Genomic DNA, 20,685 nt, shown 5'->3' with positions numbered 1-20,685 from the left:
CTAGTTTTCTTCTTCTTTCGGCTCCTCTTGCAACTCTTCAGCAGGTTCTGTATCCCCGTGAAGGTCTTCGGAGTCTTGGGCACCAACCGTCTTCAAAGCAGCAACAGCCTCCTCGGGGGTATAGCGCTCCGGTTCCTCTTTGGGAAGTTCGGCGCTCTCTTCGGGAAGGGCTTTTGCCAACCGCTCCGCCTCTCGCTTTGGCGGCTCGATGATGATCGGTGTGCCATCCGAAGCGGCCACCTCGAGGCTCCGGTAGTGCGGGAGGCCCGTGCCAGCGGGAATGAGACGTCCGATAATGACGTTCTCTTTCAAGCCCACCAGCTCGTCCTTCTTACCTCGCACGGCAGCATCGGTCAGCACGCGCGTGGTCTTCTGGAAGGAGGCAGCGGAGAGGAAGCTTTCGGTCGCAAGCGCGGCATCGGTGATGCTCAGCAACACCCAATCCGCTGTGGCCTCTCGAAGGCCTAACTTCCTTACTCGCGCGTTTTCATCCTGGAACACGAACTTATCCACGATCTGACCGATAAGGAAACGCGTGTCGCCTGGATGGCGTACCTTGCGCTTGCGCAGCATCTGCCGCACGATCACCTCGATATGCTTGTCGTTAATGTCCACTCCCTGCGCCTTGTAGACGGCTTGTATTTCGCGCACAAGGTAGTCCTGCACGCCGCGCGGGCCTTGTAGCTCCAACACTTTGTGGGGGTCTAGCGGACCATCGGTGAGGCGATCACCACGCTCCACATGCTGCCCCTCCTCCACGGCCAAATCGCCACGATAGGGCACGAGGTAGGAGTGAAGCACCTTAATCCGCTTCAAGCCCGCCTCAAATATCTTGCGTAACTGCTTATCGGCAAGCGGCTCCCACATTTTAGCGATTGGCTCGCCTGTTTCGGGGTCGAAGATGTCTTCACCAGCGATGGGGTCTGTCCCAAGACCATAGTGCGGCTGATCTTCGTGCAGCTCTACCTCAGAGCGGATGTAGACCTTACGTGCGCCTTCACTGCGTATGGCGACCACGTCGCCAGCATACTCGGTAACGATGGCACGTCCTTTAGGACTACGCGCCTCGAAAAGCTCACTGACACGCAGAAGCCCGCGCACCTGATCTTCCAGCACTTTCAGCATTGCTTGGATGGAGGCGCGCCGCTCTCGCTCGGAGCCACCCGTTTCTTCGAGGTTTACAATGCCCTTCTGGATGTCGTCATGGAGCTCGCGAAGGGTAGATTGACGGCGCTGTTTGACGTTGGCCACGCCGGTAAGGTACTTACCGGCGACTCCGCCCGTGTGGAACGTGCGCATGGTGAGCTGCGTACCCGGCTCACCGATTGACTGCGCTGCGATAATCCCCACAGCCACCCCGATCTCAACGAGCCGACCGGTGGCCAGATCCCGCCCGTAGCAGTGAGCGCAAACACCCTGACGCAGCTCACAGTTCAATACGGAGCGCACCGACACCCTAAGGGAGCGGGTGATCTCGTAGATGTTGGATGCCAGCTCGCCGCGCTTTGCACGTGCGCGTGTCACCCCCCGATCCACCAGTTCTTGCGCCTGTTCGACCGTCATCAGATCGCCTTCATGTGCAAGCACCTCTTTGGTTTCCGCATCGAGGATGGTATCACGCGCCACTCGAATCTGCTCCAATCGGCTGGCGACCGCATCGGATATCTCCTCATTGGCGCCAACGAGTATTTCGCCTGTCAGGGGGTCTTCGATCTCCGAGAGTGTGTAGCGGCCTCGGATACGCTCGCTCAGCGATTCGAGCACCTCGGTTCCGTCGAGGATCTCCTCTACCTCGATGCCCTCGGTGGTGCCGCAGTCCTTATCGCGCACGATCACGTCCTGCGACACATCCACCAGGCGGCGGGTAAGATAGCCTGCGTCGGCGGTGCGCAAGGCGGTGTCGGCCATTCCTTTTCTGGCGCCGTGTGTGGAGACGAAGAACTCCAGTACCTTGAGCCCCTCATGGAAGTTGGATTTAATGGGCAGGTCTTCAATGAGGTTTCCAAAGGGGTCGGTCATCAAGCCGCGCATACCGGAGAGCTGAGCCACCTGCTTCGTTGAGCCACGGGCGCCGCTATTGGTAATGATGTAGATGGGGTTAAACTGGTTATGCTCGTCGAAATCCTTCATGATGGCTTTGGCCACATCATCGGAGGCTTGCAGCCACTCCTCCAGGACACGACGTTTTCTTTCGGCGGCAGACAACATCCCCATATCGTAGGATTGGTTGATCTCGCGAACCCGCTCTTCCGCCCGTCGGATGATCTCGTCCCGCTCACTGGGACTATCCATATCCGTCATGGCGATGGTGATGCCGCCCTTCATGGCGTACTTGAAGCCGAGCGACTTCATCTCATCCAAGAACTGGACACATCGCTCTTTGCCATGCTTGTCGTAGACCGTGGAGACAAGCTCCGCAAGAGCGCTCTTGTTCATGGTGTTGAAGAGGTAGGCATCGGCATATCTTAGCTTCTCGGGCAGAATCTGGTTAAAGATCAGCCTACCTACCGTCGTGCAGTGACGGGTAATGGCCTCTTGAAGCTTGCCAGGAGGAACCTCCTGCCAGCCCTCGGCCGTTCGGTAGCGCCACTGGCCATCGCTTCCTTTCACAAGCCCTACAACCTCTTGTCGCCATTGGGGCGTATCGTCGCCGTCGTTGTAGAAGGGGCGCGGCATCTTGAGGGTAATCGGGTCGTGCAGCCCCAACTCGCCGCTGCTATAGGCCAGCAGCGCCTCATCTGGCGATGAGAAAACATAGTTTCTAGGCTCCTCGCCCTCCTTCAGCATGCGCATCATGGTGAGGTAGTAGCAGCCCAAGACGATATCTTGTGTGGGAGCCACAATGGGCCCACCATGAGCCGGGCTAAAGAGGTTGTGCGAGGAGAGCATCAGGATGCGCGCCTCCGCTTGGGCATAGGCCGAAAGCGGAACATGCACCGCCATCTGGTCACCGTCGAAGTCGGCATTGAAGGCATAGCAGACCAGCGGATGAATCTGGATGGCCTTTCCCTCGATGAGAATGGGCTCAAAGGCCTGAATACCCAAGCGGTGCAGGGTAGGTGCCCTATTCAAAAGCACCGGATGCTCTCGGATCACCTCTTCAAGAGCGTCCCAAACTTCGGGTTTCGCCTTCTCGATCATGCGCTTGGCCGTCTTGATGTTGGTGGTGTAGCCGTGCTCCACAAGCGTTTTCATAACGAACGGCTTAAACAGCTCAAGCGCCATCTCTTTTGGCAGACCGCATTGATGCAGTTTTAGGTGGGGCCCCACCACGATAACCGAACGCCCCGAGTAGTCTACGCGCTTACCCAACAGGTTCTTGCGAAAGCGTCCCTCTTTTCCTTTCAACATGTCGGAAAGGGACTTCAGGGGCCGACCGTTGCTGCCGAGCACGGGGCGTTGGCGGCGGCTGTTATCAATGAGGGCATCAACGGCCTCTTGAAGCAGGCGTTTCTCATGGTTTACGATGCTTTCGGGAGCCCTGATCTCTATAATGCGCTTCAACCGGTTGTTGCGGTTGATGATACGACGATAGAGATCGTTCAGGTCCGATGCAGCAAAACGCCCACCCTCCAGCATGACCATGGGGCGCAGCTCCGGAGAGATAACGGGCACCGCCTCCAGGATCATCCATTCGGGTCGAGTACGAGAGGCAAGAAAGGCTTCCACCAGCTCAAGACGCTTTGTGGCACGCACGCGTTTAGGGCCTTGGGTGTTCTCCACCTCCTGGCGCAGCTCGCGCTTCAGCTGTTCGAGGTCAATCCGTTGTAGTAGCTCTTTGATGGCCGCCCCTCCCTGACCTGCCCGTACCACCTCGTACCATGAGTTATCACCGAAGTGATACGCCAACACCTGCTGGAGGTTTTCGAGGGCGCGATACTGATCTTCGGTAATCAAGTCGTGGGGTTTCACCTTTTCAAGGACGGCCAGGGCGTTGCGGAGGTCTTGAATACGAAACTCCACATCCTCCTCATCATGACGCAGCCGCACCTCGAGATCGGCTCGTTTGCGCGCGATGATCTCTTCAGACCACCCCTCAGCGGCCACCTCTGGGTCGTCCGAGGCGGCTGCGCTGCGCCGGCGCTGTACCTCGCGATTAAACTCTTGAATGCGCCGCTCTCTGGTTTCGGCTCCTTCTTGGCGGATCTTCTCCTCTTCAGCGGCCACCACGGCGCGTATCTCGCTGAGGTTCTCGGCGATGCGCACCTCGTCCACATCAATCACAATATAGGCTTGGAAATAGAGCACACGCTCCAGATGGCGCGGGCTCATATCGAGAATAAGCCCTAGGGGGCTGGGTACGGCTTTGAGGTACCACACATGGCATACGGGCGCGGCCAGCTCGATATGCCCCATGCGCTCGCGCCGCACTTTGCTGCGGGTTACCTCCACGCCGCAGCGTTCACAAATAACCCCCTTGAACTTCATCTTTTTATAGCGGCCGCAGTGGCACTCCCAATCCTTAACGGGGCCGAAGATCCGTTCACAAAACAGGCCGTCCCTCTCCGGTTTAAAGGTTCGGTAGTTAATTGTCTCCGGCTTCTTCACCTCGCCATACGACCACGCTCGGATCTCTTCGGGAGAAGCTATCCCGATCTTTATTTTTGCAAACGTGCTGGCATCTGCCATAGGAAACGTTTCCTCCAGACCGTAACGATCAAAAACGTTGACGACAAAGAGTTCCGGCCTACCCTAGCGGTACAGACCAGGGTAGGGCCAGAACTCTCTTGCGTGCGCTTGTAGCGACTTATTAGAAATCATCACGCGGATGTTCGCGTAGAGCTCTCTGCTGACGCCGTGCGGCAGCTTTGGCAGGATCTTCACCTGGCTCGATATCATCATCCCCCGCATTGAGGTCAATAGGTTCGTCCTTATCGTTCAAAACGGTGACTTTCAGGCAAAGGCTTTGGAGCTCATTCACCAGTATTTTAAACGACTCGGGCACGCCAGGCTCCAGAATGGTATCGCCTTTTACGATGGCTTCGTAGGTTTTTACGCGCCCCTGAATGTCGTCGGACTTGATAGTGAGAATCTCTTGCAGGGTATAGGCGGCGCCGTAGGCTTCGAGCGCCCACACCTCCATTTCGCCGAAGCGCTGTCCTCCAAACATCGCCTTGCCTCCAAGCGGTTGCTGGGTGACAAGGGAGTAAGGCCCTGTGGATCGCGCGTGGATTTTGTCGTCCACCAGGTGAGCGAGTTTCAGCATGTAGATCACGCCTACCGTCACCGGCATATCGAACGTTTCACCGGTAAGCCCATCACGAACCCAAGACTTGCCGGTATGCGGGTCAAATCCCACACGCGCTCGACAGTTCTCCTCGATCTTTTGCACGATGGCCTCTACCATATCCTCTCGGGAGGCGGTGTTCGTGACAGCGGCTGCCAAAAGCAGCGAAAGCCGTTTTAAGTCGTCTACCGACCTCTCCATCAGCGCCTCGCGCACTGGCTCTAGCAGGCGACGAATATAGGCTTCGTAGATGGCACGAGACTGCTCGGCCTGTTCTGGAGTGGCTTGACCGTTCTGGGTGGCGTCGCTGGGCAGCGGGTGTTCCTCACGGTAGACTTTTGCAAATTCGTTGAAAGGCTCTACCGTATCCAGCGATACAGACAGGCGTAACTCGCTGTTCAGATATTTCTGCAGCCGTTCGCGCCAGAACTTAGCGCCCAGGATCTCCATCTGCTCGATGATCTCGCTCTCCGTCATGCCTTCGAAAGAAGGGTTGACGAAGCTACAGTTCAGATGGTGGGCCACATAGCCCAGATGGGTTTCTAGAATCTGGCCGATATTCATACGCGAGGGCACGCCAAGTGGATTGAGCACAATGTCTACGGGCGTGCCATCCGGTAGGAACGGCATATCCTCCACGGGTAGTATCTTGGAGATGACCCCCTTGTTACCGTGGCGCCCTGCCATCTTGTCGCCTTCCATGATTTTACGTTTCTGGGCGACGTAGACTCGCACCAGCATATTTACGCCCACGGGCAGCTCGTCTTGCGGAAGGCGAAGCAGCTCGCCATCTTGCGAGTCGCGCATGCCGGGTTCTGGCCTTTTGCAGAAGTTGTAGATACGCCCGTCACGCGCCCCTTGATACTTATAGCGGCTAAACACCTTTACATCTATCACGCGTCCGCCGTTGCCATGGGGAACGCGCAGGCTGACATCGCGGGTCTCTTCGGCCTTCTTTCCAAAGATCGCGATGATCAGGCGCTCTTCGGCCGTCAGCTCTCCCTGCCCTTTTGGCGCCACCTTGCCTACCAGGATATCGTCCGGCCGAACTTCGGCCCCCACGCGAATGATACCGTTCTCATCCAGGTCGCGCAGGGCATCTTCGCCCACGTTGGGGATATCGGGCGTGATCTCCTCCGGACCTAGCTTGGTGTCGCGCGCCTCGGTGTCGAACTCCTCGATGTGAATCGAGGTATAGACGTCGTCCTTCACCAAGCGCTCCGAAATGAGAATGGCATCTTCAAAGTTGAACCCGCCCCAGGGCATAAAAGCTACCAACACGTTTTGCCCGAGAGCCAGCTCGCCATTTTCTATGCAAGGGCCATCGGTCAGCACCTGGCCTTGGCGCACATGCTGTCCCTTGCGCACAATGGGGCGCTGCGTGATGCAAGTGGAGTTGTTCGAACGCAGCATATTAAGCAGAGAGTAGCTGTCCACACGCCCATCGGGGGTTGTCACATCAATCTGTTCCGAGGTCACGCGTGTTACCACTCCGCTGCGGCGCGCGCGCACCACCGCCCCTGAATCGAGAGCTGCCCGTCGCTCCATTCCCGTTTTTACCAACGGGGCCTGAGGGCGAAGCGTCGGCACGGCCTGGCGCTGCATGTTAGCTCCCATCAGGGCGCGTGTGGCCTCGTTGTTCTCAATAAACGGGATGAGCGCGGTGGCGATGGAGACCAGCTGAACAGGGGCTACATCCATGTACTGCACTTGAGAGCGATGGACTGTGGGATAGCCATCCTCATAGCGCACCTGAACATACTCATCCTTAATCCGCCCGTTTTCATCGAGGGGAATATTGGCGGGTGCGATATAGTAGCGGTGGTCCTGATCCGCCGTCATCCACACGATTTCGTCGGTAACCACCCCATCTATCACTTTGCGATAGGGCGTCTCCAAAAAGCCGAACTGGTCTACGCGGGCGTACACCGCCATGGAGCCGATGAGGCCGATGTTTGGCCCTTCAGGCGTCTCGATGGGGCAGATGCGTCCATAGTGGCTATGGTGGACGTCGCGAACCTCCAGTTTCGCATTTTGGCGCGACAGCCCACCCTGTCCTAAAGCCGAAAGGCGCCGTTTGGAGACCAGCTCTGCCAAGGGGTTGGTCTGATCCATAAACTGTGAGAGCTGCGACGACCCAAAAAAGCTCTTAATGCTGGCGCTAATCGGCTTAGTAGCCATAACGAACTGAAGATTAATGTTTTCGGAGGCGGTCATACGCTCCTTTACCACCTTTTCCATCCGTTGAAAGCCGAGGCGCAACTGCGCAGACAGCTGCTCGCCTACGCTGCGGATACGCTTGTTCTCAAGGTGGTCAATGTCGTCGGTCGAGCCGACACCAGCGCTCAGATTGATAATGTAACGTAGGATACCTACAAGGTCTTCCTTCGTTACAACACGGCACTTCAGGTCAAGCTGAATGCCAAGCTTTTTGTTGACCTTATAGCGCCCCACACGAGCGAGGTCGTAGCGGCGCACATCATAAAACTGCGCCTGCAGCAAGCTTTTGGCCGATTCGAGCGACACGGGGTCGCCAGGCTTCAGCTTGCGATAGATCTCTAGCAAGGCCTCTTCCGGCGTATTGGAGGTATCTTGCTCTAGCGTGGCCTCCACGTAGGGATTGACCTCCAAGACCTCAATAGAGGCGAGTTTAAGATCGGCGATAGCTTTGGCTACGTTTTTATCGGGGATGCGCTGCGTCGCCCTCACCAACACTTTGCCTTTTTTATCTAAAATATCGGTAGCGGGACGACGGCCAACAAGCTGTTCAGGCGTGGGGTTCTCGATGAGGGTGACCGTAGAGAAGGCGCGAAGAATCTCCTCTGTAGAGCCAACAGGCGAGTACAGGGCGACAACGAAATCGGGGCCGAGCTTCTCCGCAAGAGACTGTAGCACCTCATAGGTCGCCGGGGCGTTCTCCTCTGCCAAAATCTCTCCGGCGACATGGACCACTTGGGTTTTGTAGCGCTTTGAATCTATCGAGCTCTGCTGAGAGGTGTAGCCGACAATTTCACCGGTTGTTTTGTCCACTTGAGCCACGATGTCGTTCGGGGCTACTACTGGTGCGGCAAAGCGGGTGACGAAGAAATAGTCTCTCTCTGCTTCCTTGCCATCGGCGCCCTCTACCTGCTTATAGACCCAAAGGTTTTCCATTGCTTGGCCGAGCGAAAGGTGCATGGGCTCGTGGGCCTCGGGAAACACCTGCAGCGCGCGCAGCAGCATGGTTAGGGGGATAACTTTGCGGGCCGACCCAACAATATGGGCCATAATTTGATGTTGCGGATCGGTTTCGACCTCGAGCCAGTTCCCCTCTTGAGGAATGAGGCGAGCCCGAAAGAGCACCTGGCCGGAGAGATCGAGCCAGTCTTCAAAATAGACGCCAGGAGAGCGCGACAGCTGGCTCACCACCACGCGCTCGGCACCGTTGATAATAAAGGTACCCTTATCCGTCATGAGCGGCAGATCGCCCAAATAGACCTCGCTCTCGATCTCCTCAGGGCCGCTCGTCTCATCCCTATAGATACGAAGCAGTACTTTCGCTTTAATGGGCGACTCGAAGGTGAGATCGCGTTCACGACACTCTTCCATCGAGTACTTCGGCTCGCCCAACACAAAATCTACAAGAGAGAGCGAATTCTTTCCTGAAAAATCGTAGATGGGTGAGAAGCTATCGAAAAGCTCTTTTAGGCCTTCCTCTAGGAACCAGCGGTAGGAGTTGAGTTGAATCTCGACGAGGTTGGGGACATCAATGACATGACGCGTTCGCTTCGCACGACCTTGAATCTCTCGCATGAAGAGCCTCCCTACAAATGTGCCGGAGACGAAAAACAGAGGACTGGTTGCAGACAACCTGGCTCCGCGCACGAAACTATATTATATCACAGGATCTAGGCCTTCGTCAACATCGCCTTGCAGCATTATCTATCCAAATGTCGAGAGGCGCTCTCTTATTGATACGTGGGAACCGAGGCGATTTGCACCCTCCTAACACCCATAGCGGCTCCTTCTGCGACACCACAGCGAAACAGGATGGTCGTAAGGTAGAATCGCAAAATAAAGTCGGGTTTGGATTCACTTAGGGTACATCCTTTGTATTGAGGTTCTTTCTAGACAATGATAAAACCGCTTTCGCTGTATGTGCACATCCCTTTCTGCGTTCACCACTGTGCCTACTGCGACTTCAATACCTATGTGGAACCGGCCCAGAGCGTTCTGGTTAAGGAGACGGTTGAGGCGATCGGCCTCGACATCGCCAAGGCAAGTCAGGAGCGTGTAGCGGGTCAGGTGCTTTCCGAACGCCCGCTTGCCACCGTCTACTTTGGAGGCGGTACCCCCACCTTCTTAAGCATTGAACAGCTTACGGAGATTATGGCGGCGATCCGCTCCCATTTCCACCTGTTACCCGACGCCGAAATCTCCAGCGAAGCCAACCCTACCTCGGCCGATGTTGCCAAATTCGCTGCCATGCGTGCCCTCGGGTTCAACCGCCTTAGCATCGGTGTACAGGCCTTCGACAATGGGTTACTCACCGCGCTCGATCGCTTCCATACCACTACAGAGGCTGTACACGCCTACCAAGCGGCGCGAGCCGCCGGCTTTACCAACGTGAACCTCGATCTGATGTTTGGACTTCCGAACCAGACTCTGCCTCTTTGGAAAGCCTCCCTTGAACAGGCCATACAGCTTGCTCCAGAGCACCTCTCCCTCTATGCCCTCACCATTGAGCCAGGGACTCGCTTCGAACGGCTCCATGTTGGAGGGCGTTTGGTCTTACCCGACGATGAGACGGTTGTAACTATGTATGAGTATGCCCAGCAACGTCTAACCCAGGCCGGATACATCCATTACGAGATCAGCAACTTTTCTCTACCAGGATTTGCATGTCGCCATAACCTTGTATACTGGCACAACGAGGAGTATTTGGGTGTAGGCCCAGGAGCCGTCTCTTATCTAGGAGGGTGGCGTTGGAAGCGCGAGCGCCTCCCTAAACGCTATGTGCAAAAGGTGAAGAACGGCGAAAACCTCTGTGTGGAAGAGGAGTGCCTAGCTCCCCCTGAGGCGCTAGACGAAACCCTTCTGCTAGGTCTGCGCCTTCGCGCCGGCGTCTCGCTTCATGCGCTGCGCGACCGATTTGGCCTCGACCCTCTAGAGCGCTACAAACGCGGAATAGAAAAGCTTGTGCAGCAGGGCTTGCTTGAGCAGCATGGCGACATACTGCGCGTTAGCGACAGAGCTCTCCCGATTACCGATACGGTGATCGTAGAGCTTTTGGCCAGCGCCGAGGCGTAGCTGTTGCATGGCAACCGTTCTACCGTTTGCTTCTGATAAAGCACCATGCTACTTTTGGCGGCGCTTAGAGGTCTGAAGGGTAACGCTGCGTACCAGCACGGTGCCGTCACGTTTGTGCTGCAGATGCACCGTCACCAAAAGCCCCGGTTTCAATTCGTTCGCCTCTAGCGTTTTTAGCCGGGAGGCTCGCTCGTGGGTAGCATCGGATGGAGTCGGCGTATTGAGTGTGCGCCGCTCTCCTAACTCTGTTTGAAGCACAAAGGTGTGTGCCTGACTGTCCACAGCTACGATCTTTCCACGTAGAGTGGTGGCTAGCTGCTCCTTGAGCAACAAGGCCTGATGGTGTGTGTCGGCCACGGCGCGCGCCAGCATGCTGCCATCGGAACGGGTGCGGGGAACGATCCAGACCTGGTCACCTGTGTGAAAAGGATTGGCAGGCACTTGAGAGCCTTTAATGCCCCACAAAGTGTCGCTACTTAGTCCATAGGTGATATCCGCGCCGGTGCCGTTTGGTCTTACCTGAAGCTGGTCTTCCGTAGCGGATTCGAAGGTGGCCTCCACAATGTCGCGACGTAGGTGCTGGAGCCAGCGCCAACTTTGGAGATCGGCAAGGTCTACAACAAGGCGTTGGCTCTCGCCATGAAAGCGGCGCAAGTGGGCGATAACCGTTTGTCCCTCTTTAAAGGCGTCACGAGTTACCGCCTGCCGGTTGCGCCAGTAGTGGGTTTGGTCGGAGAGACGCACCGTCTCCGTGCCACCGCCGACATGGAGGGTAAGCATCTCGGCCGTCAGCTGGAGGATGGAACCCTGAACGATGTTGGAGCTGCGTTTTTTAGTGGTCTTTGGCGAGGCGACCGGCGGTGTTTTACCACCGGAGGAGGGCGCAATGGCAGGCGCTTGCCAACCGATGAACAGTAGGCAGAGAGACGAAAAGACAATGGGTTTCATAACGGCGGATGCTTTCTATGCCAATCGGTCTCTTGTTGAAAGGTCATCCCCAGCGCGAGCAGGGTCTGTTCGCCGCCGGGCGGGCCGATGATCTCGAGCCCAAGCGGCAGGTTCTCCTTGCCGAAACCCATAGGGATGGAGAGCGACGGCCAACCGGCCAAGTTGCCTGGCCCTCCGTTACCACCCCAAGGCTCGGTGCTTGCGCTGAGCGGTTTGGAGATCTCAGGGGCCACGGTGAGGAGTGTGGGCGCGATGAGGAGATCGAAGCGCTCCCAGAGCGAGTTGAGGGCTTCGATAGCCTTTTTTCGAACGCGTTGGGCGCGCAAATAGTCTGCAGCGGAGACGGAAAGTCCGGCAATGAGGCCGGCCTGCTGTTGAGGGTCGGCCAGGAGTTGAAGGCGCTCGCTGCGAATAAGCTCTTCGAAGGCAGCCGAGCCTTCGGCCGCCACGATAAGCCCCGTGGCTGCGTTGTAGGGGATATCCGGAGGATAGGAGGCCTCTGCCACATGGAAGTTCCGCTTGCGAAACACCGCTAAAGCCTCCTCAAAAGCTTTTTGAACCTCAGGCACCTTAGAGGTATCGTGCGGCAGCACACCGAGTCGAAGCGGGTGTGATTTACGGCTCACAAGCGGACGAGCCCGGAATCGAAAACCGATAGGAGCGCAGGTGGCATCGAGCGGGTCTGGGCCGGCGATCGCCTGCAAAATAAAGCCACAATCTTCGGCAGAGCGCGCCATAGGGCCGATCTTGTCGAGAGTCCAACAGAGCGCCATAGCGCCATGGCGGCTTACTCTTCCATAGGTGGGGCGTAAACCGCTAATGCCACAGAAAGCGGCAGGAACCGTAATACTGCCCCAGGTCTCTGTGCCTAGGGCAAACCCCACCAAACCCGCTCCCACGGCGGCTCCGGAGCCCGAAGAGGAACCACCAGCCCAACGATTAGGGTTCCACGGACAGCGACAAGGCCCATCCAACGACGCTGCCGGCATGTCGTAGCCTCCGCCTCCCGCCAGCTCGATGAGGCTCAGTTTGGCAACCAACACCGCGCCGGCCTCCTGCAGTTTGCGAATGACGGTGGCATCGTAGTCGAAAACCTGGTCTTTATGGGCAGGCGATCCCCACCGAGTGGGAATATTTTTAGTGGCTAAAAGGTCTTTGGCACCGTAGGGAACGCCATGTAAGGGACTGCGAATGCGGCCTTCGGCAAGCTCCTTATCCGCCTGACGCGCTTGTGAGAGGGCAAGTTCTGGCGTTAGCTCGGCCACGGCGTTCAAGGAACGACCGATCGTCTCCAGCCGTTCGAGATAAAGACGTGTTAGCTCGACCGAAGAGAGCCTCTTTTCCCGAAGGCGCCTCCCTAACTCTACGGCGCTAAGATAGTGGAGGGGAATCTCTGCCATGCGAACGCCTTTCAGGATCGGCGATGGCCCAAAGGAAGAAGCAAGAGAAGCGTGGCAGGCTCACTGGCTCCATCCTGCAGAGGAAATTTGCGGAGCGCTGTGATGGTATCTTCTAACTCCTGCAGCTGCTTTGGCAGCAGACTGCGTTGCACCTCGGTTAGCGAGAGGTTGTGCCGTCTAATCAAAAGCGCGATATCATCCTCCTGATTGTTCTCCTCCTTCGGAGCCGATGCGGGCTGTGAGGACATTATCCTTTCCTCCGAACGATTTGGTGGGGCTAGCAAGCCGAGTGAGGCCGCCAAAAATTCACGACGGGTTGCGCTGAAGGCTCGATTTTTGTTTGTAGGCTGTGGCATCTTCCCTTATGCCCCGATCACGCAGTTTTTGCCGGCGCGTTTTGCGCGGTAGAGCGCCTCATCGGCTCGTTCAACCAGCTCGGCGGGGTTGAGCGCATCTTCCGGATAGGCGGCCACTCCAATACTGATGGTACGTCGCACAGGGCCTCTATCGGTAAGAATAACCCCGTACTCTTCCACAGCTGCACGGAGCCGCTCGGCCAGCAAGCAGGCTTCGTGCTTGCCGGTTTCCGGCAGAATCACCAGAAACTCCTCTCCTCCATAGCGCCCCACATGATCTACAGAGCGCACGCTCGTGCGCAGCACCGTAGCAATGCTGCGTAGGAGCTGATCGCCTTGAAGATGCCCATAGGTATCGTTAAAGCTCTTGAAACTATCCACATCGAGCATAAGAATGGAAAAGGTGCGATGGTAACGTGCGGCACGCTGCAGCTCTTCTCGAAGCAGCTCCATGGTATGGCGCTGATTCCAGAGGCCTGTAAGGCCATCGGTGATGGCTTGAACGCGTATCTGCTCGTGGACGAAAAAGTTTTCGAGAGCGATGGTGGCTAGAGGCATAAGCGCTTCAAGACGCTCTAAATCCTCAAGGAGAAAGGGATTGCTTGCCGGGCGCACCCAGTGGGCAACGCCCAGTATCTGCTCGCGCACCACAATGGGATAGAGTATCCAGGAGCCGGAGGCCATCTCATGATGGGCGCGATGGACGTCGGTGGCGGCATCGAGAATCAAACGCGGGCGCACCCGGGCGGCTGCGTGGCCCACCAGGCCGTTTCCGAAGTGGTACTTGCGGCCAGCAAAGGGGCCTTTGTCGGGAAGGGCAACGGCCGGATAGAAATCGCCCGTTCCCGCTTCCGGCAGCCAAACGAGGGAACGCTCGCACTGGAGAAGCTCTTGAGCGAGCTTAAGAAATCGTTCAAGGAGCTGTTCTGGTCGTTCGGAGCCGGCCGCTTTTAGCCCGGCGCGGCCTAAGGCCTCGGCGATCTGAAGCTGACGATGCAACCCGTTCACCTCATGACTAAGGCGTAGGGTTGTGGCAGCTAGCAGCAGGAGCAGGCCAACAGGTAAGCAGAGGATGGGGCCGTAGGCAAGCCGGAGAGGAATGAGCAAGAGAATGGGAAGCAGCCCCACGCTGTACACAAGGGTATTCATTGCCAGATTGCGGCGCATCTCCACCCTTTTAACACGCGGTGGCGGAGCGAGAAACGACATGGCAAGCTCAAGCCCAACGAAGATGAAAGCGGCGAGCAACCCTAAAGAGAGCACGTGCGAGAGGTCGTTTGGGGTGAAGTGCACCGGCAGTTGGTTCCAAAAAATCGCTATGGCCAGCGAGGCCAAGGCAAGTTGTCCCCCCTGAAAACGCGCATAGCCTCGATAGGCTCCCCCTTTTACCCAAAACCGCGCCCTCAGGAAATGGGCCGCGAGGGCGCTTGCCGCGGCCACTCCAGGGGATATCCATATGGCCAGGCCAAAGGCTGTTGGACCGGTGAAGGTGAACGGGCGATAGTTTGAGTCGACAAGGGGAAGAGAGCTCACCAACAGCAGCAGTAAGGTTGCAATGCCAAAAACACCAAACTCATGGGGATGGAACGGCTTGTGCAGAGCGTAGGCGAGAAGCGCCAAAAGGGCTGTACCAAAAACAAGGTCGTAAAGGCGCATACGTCGCCCAGTTTTTGGGGGCGAAGCGGAAGATGTTTTTGCGATGGAGGTAGAGGAGGAATCGAGAAACTCCTCGTGAGTAGTTGAGCCATGCCCCATCTGTGGTGGATCGAAGTTCATTTCGATAAGTTCCGTCCTCGTCAGCCCCGAACAGCGGAAACAACAGATACAACAAAGCCATGCCGGTGTCACCCTGATACAACGCTGGGAGACTGAAAAGGATTATATCACTTTTCAGCAACCTTTACAAGTGCGGGCGAAGATATTTATGTTGATGCGCTCGCATCCCTAGCATCGCACGCTACACCAAGGAATGCAAGCGCATGATGAGGAGGATGTCGGCTTGGGCGTCAGCAGAGCCCACTCTTGTTAAACCTTATCGAGCACAAGCACCCAATCTTCCCCTCTGCCTACCGAGGGAGCAACGAACTCTATCTCGCCGCGCGCGATGTGCTCTCCCAGCGGGTAATAGATTCCGGTGCGCGGATCGAACCACTGGGCAAGAAAGCGCTCTTCCGGCAAAGGCCTTAGGTTTGCAACGAGGCGTCCACCGTAAGGCAGGTAGAAGAGCGCATAGCGATTTTCTCGATCGCGGGTGACGGCGATGTGACGAAGCGGATCGTCCGAGTCGGCAGCCAGGAGGTTTTGATCGGGGACTCGGCTCAGGAAGGGGCGCGATTCGATGAGTTTGCGGAGATGGCGCATCTGGCCAGCTCCGGGCAGATGCATGGCCTCTTGCCAAGTTGTCCGTGCCCAGCTGATAGGTGGGTGCTGTGTCGGGTCGTAAAACTGCCAAATAGCGTGGCAGCCGTAGGTGTGCCCGAAAGCGCCGGAAAACAGGTCCCAGTAGGCGAAGCGGCGCACGTCGTTTGAATCGAGATAGCCTTTTTGCGGATTGAAGTCTATGGGGTGGTCTTCATAGCCCGGCTCGCCGTCCATACAGGGTTTGGTGGGTTGGTGCGCATAGTCCTGGGCTATCAGTTGCCATGTGGCCCTATCGCGGCTATGGCCGGTTTGATACATATGGAAGTCCAGCCAGGGTTCATCTGGGAAATACTCGGTGGAGGAGTGCGTGCCAGGGGGGTGAAACGTGCGTAGATGGGCACCGGCATCCCCTCTCGACAGGCCTTCGGCCATAGCGCGCAGAATAGCGCGGTGGGCTTCGGTTTCCACCGGCCTATCGCCCCCCAATATCCAGATGATAGGTGCATTTTGGTACCGTTTGCCAAGAAACTCCCCATAGACCCGCGCGTTCTCTGGGGTAAAGATCTCAGGTCCAACGCCCCACTTCTTGTTCCATTTATCGCCCCAGGTGGGCAGCATTCCGATGGTAAGGCCCAGCGATTCGGCATACTGCACCACCCGGTCAACATGGGCAAAGTAGGCCTCGTTCGGTTGGGTGGGGTCGTTCCCGTGGAGGGGGGTATGTCCGTAGCGATTCGGCTCGTTGAGGCCGTCGAACTCCGCGAGTACGACGGCTTGGATCACGGTAAATCCCTTTACAGCTCGATCGTGCAGATAGTGCTTGGCCTCCTCAAAGGTAAGGCGATGAAACAGCTCCCAGGCGGTATCGCCTAAATAGAAAAAGGGCGTTCCATCTTCATAGATAAGGAATCGGCGGTTGTCACTAACTTTTAATTTCATGATGAATCCATTTCACCTTTCTGCAGATTTTAGACGATACGGTTTAGCGGCTCCTGTCCCTGCAGCACGCGGAGCACGTTTTCCGCAACGCTCTCTCCCATGCGCCGCAATCCCTCTTGGGTCTGGCCACCGCAGTGAGGCATCGCAATGAAGTTAGGCAGAGAAAGGAGAGGATGTTCTCCAGGCGGCTCTTTCGAGAACACGTCTGAGGCAGCCCCAGCGATCCATCCCTCTTTTAAGGCCTGATAGAGAGCCTCTTCATCTACAAGCTCACCTCGTGAGGTGTTGATAAGATAGGCCGTCGGCTTCATGCGATGCAGTTGCGGCTCGCCGATAAGCCGCTGCGTTTGTGGGGTTACTGGGACGTGCAAGGAGACAAAATCGGCTTGTTCTAGCAGCGCTTCAAGGGGTAGCAGCTCCACACCCCAAGAGGTTACAAAGGTTAGATCGGGTTGAGCTTCTGTGGCGATCACGTTCATTTCAAACGCTTTAGCGCGCCTGCAGAGCGTTTTGCCGATCTGTCCAAGTCCCACAATCCCTAGCGTCTTTCCTTTCAGTTCCACCCCCACAAAGCGTCGCCACTGCCCGGCTTTTACCGAAGTATCTCCTTGCGGGAGTTGTCGCGCCAAAGCCAGCATAAAGCCAAAGGCGAGTTCCGTCACCGATTCGGCAATGGTACTTCCTGTGAGATTCACAGGAATACGACGTGCCTTTGCTGCCTCAAGAGCGATTTCTGTGGGCGCACGCTCCATGTTGAACAAGAAGAAGTGTCTTTCAGTAACCCTCTGTTGGCATAAGTCCGATCTTCGCCAGCACAGTGCTCACGCTCTGGCCGTGCACAGTGACATAGAGGCGCCGAACGAGCGCTTTATCGGCCATCCGTAGGTCGCGTTTTGCCGTGACCATACGTTTAGGGAAAGAGCCCCGGTTGTTAGGAGAAAGAGCTTACCAGAGCGTACGAGGTCAGTATGCATTTTTGAGACCATACCATGGTATGCTAGTTCTCTTCAGACTATTGCCAATAAGCGTACAATTCAAAAAAACATTATAGTCCCTATCATAGCTTTCTAAAAGCGCTAGATCGCTCAAATTTTTGTTTCTCTGCTTTTTTGTCGGGGTTCCAGCAACCCAAATTTAGCAATCAGTTGACACCCCAAATGCCCTATGTTATAATAGAGTCAGACTGTTCGGAACAGCGAGCTGTTCTGAACAGTAAGATAAGAAGGAGAAATAGCGACGATTATGCGCCGCTCGTTGCCACAACAGATCGCAACGGCTGTTCTAAAGGACTACCTGGAGAGCGGTGTCCTGAACTCAGGCGATCGATTGCCCTCCGTTCGGGAGCTGGAACAGCAGTACCGCGCCTCGCGCTCTACGATTCTCGCGGCCTTAGGGATTCTCGAACAGCAAGGTGCGATCGTACGCCGACATGGGCTAGGTTGTTTCGTGGCTGAAGATGCCCCTAGAGCATCCTCGATGCGACCTCCTCATTTCCTGGGCTATATCTCCCCAAGCACCGATTCGGAGCTGATGCTGCGCATCTACGAGGGGGTTGAAGAGGCAGCGCGGCGATACGACCTCCATGTGCTCGTGGCCAGCGTCTGTCATGACTACAACCTCGAACGCAAACAAGTGGCCCGCATGATCGAAGCGGGATGCGGAGCCATTGTGCTGTCCCCCACTACCCGTACCCCTCAACAGCTTGCAGAAGACTACCTTAATCACGAGTTTCTCGATTTTCCCATCGTGCTGGTGGATCTCGCTTACCCTCAACATAAGCGACCGCGCGTAGTGTTCGATAACTACCATGCCGGCTACGACGTCACCACCACGCTGTTGCGGGCCGGCCATACGCGAATCGCCATCATGCGCCTGAATCCCGACCCTGAAGCGCCTTTCGCCTGCCGGCACTATGCCGTGGAGGAGCGGTTTCGTGGCTACTGCGATGCCCTGCGCCAGGCGCACATTCCCTTGCGCGAAGAGTACGTTTGGACGCTTCAAAGTAGCGCCTTCCATTCCGACCTCGATGCGGATCACCTTGAGAGGCTGCTCGCGCTCCCTCATCCCCCGACAGCTCTCATCGCGCTTGAGGACATCGCCGCCATGAGCGTTACCGAGCTATTACTGGAACGTGGGGTGCAAGTGCCCGAAGAGATCACCGTAACCGGCTTCGATAACCTTTTACCCGCCCGTAACTTTCATCCGGCTTTTCCAACAACCTTTCCCGACTTCCGCAAGGCAGGCGAACTGGCGACCTGGTTGGCCTATTCGCTGATGAAGGGAGAAACCCTGGGCGCGATCACCTATATGCTGCCGGTCCCGCTGTGCAATCGCCGTCTTTCCCTAAAGCGGCGTCACTTCTCACGCGAGGGGGTAGGTTCAGCAGATGCGTAAGACTTCTCGAAACACCAAAGCAGAATAAGGAGGTGAAACCATGAAAACCGAGGTAAATCCGGTTGCCGCGGCCATTATCATCATCGTCGTGTTGGCCATCGCCGGCTTTGCCCTATGGCGTTCGCTAAAGCCCGAGACGCACTACGGCGAGAAACCACCGGGGATACCACCCAGCGTCGCGGCTGAATTTCAACGGCGAATGGGAGGGGTAACGCCACAAAACGGCAACATCCCTCAAACGAACAACGGTGGGATACCGAATGGAGGGTATATCGCACCTCCCACAGCACCCCACTAAATAGTACTTTCTAGAGTACCTTTAGAACCAATCGTTAGACGATCAAAAATCTAGAACGTCAGGAGATGAATCGCAATGCAAAGAAAAACAGCTTTCACGTTGATCGAGCTGCTTGTTGTTATCGCGATTATCGCGATACTGGCAGCCATTCTCTTCCCCGTGTTCGCTCAAGCTCGGGAGCAAGCGCGGACGATCTCATGCCTCTCAAACCTCAAACAGATGGGTCTTGCCATCCACATGTATGCGCAAGACTACGATGAGCAGTTCCCAATGGGAACCTACGACGGGCCTCGTAACTGGGAGGTGAATCCGGATGTAGATCCCTATGCCGGAGGGCCTAAGCTGGACTGCTACATCAACAGTCAGGGACAAGGGCCCATGGCCTGGAAAGGTTTCAACCCCGGGGATGGCGGCCCGAACTACGTTGGGTGCGCCTATGGAACCGAATTCTATCGCACCCTGATGAACGTGCAGCTCGGCCCCTACATCAAGAACAAACAGATTTGGTACTGCCCATCCGATAAATACTACCAGCCGAACCCCACAGATATCGGTCAAGGTCTCCAATCGTATCATTGGTTCCCAAACTGGATCTATAACACTTGGTGCCCCAACGGCACGGGGCCGTTCCCCTGCGTGAAGTATCCAGATGGAACCACGCGCAACCTTTCCGGCATGATGCCCAACGAGCTGTCGGACTACGTTTCCGAGCGCATTCTGATGACGGAGCGCGGCGTCTTCGGTTGGGACGGGGCAGATGGATGCGACCATCAGTGCGTCAACACCCACGACAACCATCCGCGGGGCTATAATGCGCTCTTCTTCGATGGGCACGCCAAACTGATTCCTTTCGGCCAGAAGTGGCGCACCACCCCCGCAACCGGCTGGCCGCCTCAAGACGCGCCCCAATAGAGCCTTCATCTGCATTCATCCTGTGCGGAGATGAAGGGGTCTTTCCCCCTTCATCTCTTTTTCTTTTGAGCGCTTGAAATACATAGCATAAAACTTTCCGCTTTTTACCTTGTAACATGGGCACAGGACACACAAGCCCCCGATCAAAACCCACCCACCAAGCAGAGCGCCGACTTTTCTGAAAATATTGCGTTCGCAGATACCTGGCAGGTGCTGCGTGGCTTGCCGGGGGTTTACGTTTTGGTGGGAGAGCTAAACGATGATGTAAAGGGCACAGGGCTTACGAAGGAATCTATTCAGACCGCCTTGGAGCAGGAGCTGCGTCGCGTAGGCATTCACGTCTACGATTGGGATGATCCAAAGCAGAAACAGGAGATAGATGACAAAAACGTTCCGATGTTGTACACCAATGTGAATTCCGTGCGTGGCGATGCGCCGTTCGATGACTCTATGCCGCCCATATTGAAGTATCCCGTGAGGAGGATGTTTGGACAGGGCTAAGAATAGATAGCAAAGGCACATCCATTAGCAGGCCGCTGATAATAAAAGGAGTTGATATAT

Annotated in this window: 14 protein-coding genes; 5 read left to right on the top strand and 9 right to left on the bottom strand. The window is 56.3% G+C overall.

Annotation, left to right across the window (positions count from 1 at the left end; all coding sequences use genetic code 11):
- Both CCALI_RS12365 and rpoB read right to left on the bottom strand, forming a co-directional pair.
- Window positions 1-4,629 (bottom strand): DNA-directed RNA polymerase subunit beta', encoded by a 4,629-nt coding sequence (locus tag CCALI_RS12365; protein ID WP_016483812.1) that lies wholly within the window; start codon window positions 4,627-4,629, stop codon window positions 1-3.
- Window positions 4,630-4,750: 121 nt separating this feature from the next.
- Complete coding sequence (gene rpoB / locus CCALI_RS12360) at window positions 4,751-9,019, bottom strand: DNA-directed RNA polymerase subunit beta (RefSeq protein ID WP_016483811.1); 4,269 nt, start codon at window positions 9,017-9,019, stop codon at window positions 4,751-4,753.
- 321 nt (window positions 9,020-9,340) lie between these two features.
- On the opposite strand from rpoB, the gene hemW reads away from it, so the two are divergent.
- The gene (gene hemW, locus CCALI_RS12355; protein WP_016483810.1) at window positions 9,341-10,516 is read left to right on the top strand and encodes a radical SAM family heme chaperone HemW; all 1,176 of its coding nucleotides are present in this window, start codon (window positions 9,341-9,343) and stop codon (window positions 10,514-10,516) included.
- Window positions 10,517-10,564: 48 nt separating this feature from the next.
- Here the strand turns inward: hemW and CCALI_RS12350 are convergent, their stop codons facing one another.
- The 7 genes from CCALI_RS12350 to CCALI_RS16780 all read right to left on the bottom strand — a co-directional run bounded on the left by CCALI_RS12350 (window position 10,565) and on the right by CCALI_RS16780 (window position 17,426).
- Entirely contained in the window at window positions 10,565-11,464 is a 900-nt protein-coding gene (locus CCALI_RS12350) for a S1 domain-containing protein (RefSeq protein ID WP_016483809.1), read from the bottom strand.
- Window positions 11,461-12,864 (bottom strand): amidase, encoded by a 1,404-nt coding sequence (locus tag CCALI_RS12345; RefSeq protein ID WP_016483808.1) that lies wholly within the window; start codon window positions 12,862-12,864, stop codon window positions 11,461-11,463. Before CCALI_RS12345 ends, CCALI_RS12350 begins: the two co-directional genes overlap by 4 nt.
- An 11-nt stretch (window positions 12,865-12,875) precedes the next feature.
- The gene (locus CCALI_RS12340) at window positions 12,876-13,112 is read right to left on the bottom strand and encodes a hypothetical protein (RefSeq protein ID WP_016483807.1); all 237 of its coding nucleotides are present in this window, start codon (window positions 13,110-13,112) and stop codon (window positions 12,876-12,878) included.
- A 114-nt stretch (window positions 13,113-13,226) separates the two neighbouring features.
- Window positions 13,227-14,996 carry a GGDEF domain-containing protein gene (locus CCALI_RS15460; protein ID WP_016483806.1) on the bottom strand — a complete coding sequence of 590 codons (1,770 nt, stop codon included), beginning with the start codon at window positions 14,994-14,996 and terminating at the stop codon, window positions 13,227-13,229.
- Between the two features lie 249 nt (window positions 14,997-15,245).
- Window positions 15,246-16,520, bottom strand: coding sequence for a glycoside hydrolase family 140 protein (locus CCALI_RS12330; RefSeq protein WP_016483805.1), 1,275 nt, complete (start codon window positions 16,518-16,520; stop codon window positions 15,246-15,248).
- Window positions 16,521-16,549: 29 nt separating this feature from the next.
- Entirely contained in the window at window positions 16,550-17,272 is a 723-nt protein-coding gene (locus CCALI_RS12325; protein ID WP_016483804.1) for an NAD(P)-dependent oxidoreductase, read from the bottom strand.
- A gap of 22 nt (window positions 17,273-17,294) precedes the next feature.
- A complete protein-coding gene (locus CCALI_RS16780; protein ID WP_269431613.1) occupies window positions 17,295-17,426 on the bottom strand; it encodes a hypothetical protein in 132 nt (43 codons plus the stop codon).
- Between the two features lie 336 nt (window positions 17,427-17,762).
- Here CCALI_RS16780 and CCALI_RS12320 point away from each other — a divergent pair, with 336 nt between their 5' ends.
- The 4 genes from CCALI_RS12320 to CCALI_RS12305 all read left to right on the top strand — a co-directional run bounded on the left by CCALI_RS12320 (window position 17,763) and on the right by CCALI_RS12305 (window position 20,625).
- Window positions 17,763-18,914, top strand: a complete 1,152-nt coding sequence (locus CCALI_RS12320) for a GntR family transcriptional regulator (protein WP_016483803.1) — start codon at window positions 17,763-17,765, stop codon at window positions 18,912-18,914.
- 40 nt (window positions 18,915-18,954) lie between these two features.
- On the top strand, window positions 18,955-19,212 hold the full coding sequence (locus CCALI_RS12315) for a hypothetical protein (protein WP_016483802.1): 258 nt from the start codon (window positions 18,955-18,957) through the stop codon (window positions 19,210-19,212).
- A 75-nt stretch (window positions 19,213-19,287) separates the two neighbouring features.
- Window positions 19,288-20,124, top strand: a complete 837-nt coding sequence (locus CCALI_RS16655; RefSeq protein ID WP_016483801.1) for a DUF1559 family PulG-like putative transporter — start codon at window positions 19,288-19,290, stop codon at window positions 20,122-20,124.
- A gap of 210 nt (window positions 20,125-20,334) precedes the next feature.
- The gene (locus CCALI_RS12305) at window positions 20,335-20,625 is read left to right on the top strand and encodes a hypothetical protein (RefSeq protein WP_155850555.1); all 291 of its coding nucleotides are present in this window, start codon (window positions 20,335-20,337) and stop codon (window positions 20,623-20,625) included.
- The last annotated feature ends 60 nt before the right edge of the window (window positions 20,626-20,685 follow it).

The organism is Chthonomonas calidirosea T49, from assembly GCF_000427095.1.
In the GTDB taxonomy this organism is placed as follows: domain Bacteria; phylum Armatimonadota; class Chthonomonadetes; order Chthonomonadales; family Chthonomonadaceae; genus Chthonomonas; species Chthonomonas calidirosea.
Note: the sequence above shows the minus strand (reverse complement) of the source record. Positions and strands in the feature narration are given on the sequence as shown.

What these genes read in the sequence shown, in the direction of transcription:
- CCALI_RS12365 (WP_016483812.1), bottom strand. Translation starts at nt 4,629, where the DNA reads ATGGCAGATGCCAGCACGTTTGCAAAAATAAAGATCGGGATAGCTTCT.
- rpoB (WP_016483811.1), bottom strand. Translation starts at nt 9,019, where the DNA reads ATGCGAGAGATTCAAGGTCGTGCGAAGCGAACGCGTCATGTCATTGAT.
- hemW (WP_016483810.1), top strand. Translation starts at nt 9,341, where the DNA reads ATGATAAAACCGCTTTCGCTGTATGTGCACATCCCTTTCTGCGTTCAC.
- CCALI_RS12350 (WP_016483809.1), bottom strand. Translation starts at nt 11,464, where the DNA reads ATGAAACCCATTGTCTTTTCGTCTCTCTGCCTACTGTTCATCGGTTGG.
- CCALI_RS12345 (WP_016483808.1), bottom strand. Translation starts at nt 12,864, where the DNA reads ATGGCAGAGATTCCCCTCCACTATCTTAGCGCCGTAGAGTTAGGGAGG.
- CCALI_RS12340 (WP_016483807.1), bottom strand. Translation starts at nt 13,112, where the DNA reads ATGTCCTCACAGCCCGCATCGGCTCCGAAGGAGGAGAACAATCAGGAG.
- CCALI_RS15460 (WP_016483806.1), bottom strand. Translation starts at nt 14,996, where the DNA reads ATGAACTTCGATCCACCACAGATGGGGCATGGCTCAACTACTCACGAG.
- CCALI_RS12330 (WP_016483805.1), bottom strand. Translation starts at nt 16,520, where the DNA reads ATGAAATTAAAAGTTAGTGACAACCGCCGATTCCTTATCTATGAAGAT.
- CCALI_RS12325 (WP_016483804.1), bottom strand. Translation starts at nt 17,272, where the DNA reads ATGGAGCGTGCGCCCACAGAAATCGCTCTTGAGGCAGCAAAGGCACGT.
- CCALI_RS16780 (WP_269431613.1), bottom strand. Translation starts at nt 17,426, where the DNA reads ATGGTCACGGCAAAACGCGACCTACGGATGGCCGATAAAGCGCTCGTT.
- CCALI_RS12320 (WP_016483803.1), top strand. Translation starts at nt 17,763, where the DNA reads ATGCGCCGCTCGTTGCCACAACAGATCGCAACGGCTGTTCTAAAGGAC.
- CCALI_RS12315 (WP_016483802.1), top strand. Translation starts at nt 18,955, where the DNA reads ATGAAAACCGAGGTAAATCCGGTTGCCGCGGCCATTATCATCATCGTC.
- CCALI_RS16655 (WP_016483801.1), top strand. Translation starts at nt 19,288, where the DNA reads ATGCAAAGAAAAACAGCTTTCACGTTGATCGAGCTGCTTGTTGTTATC.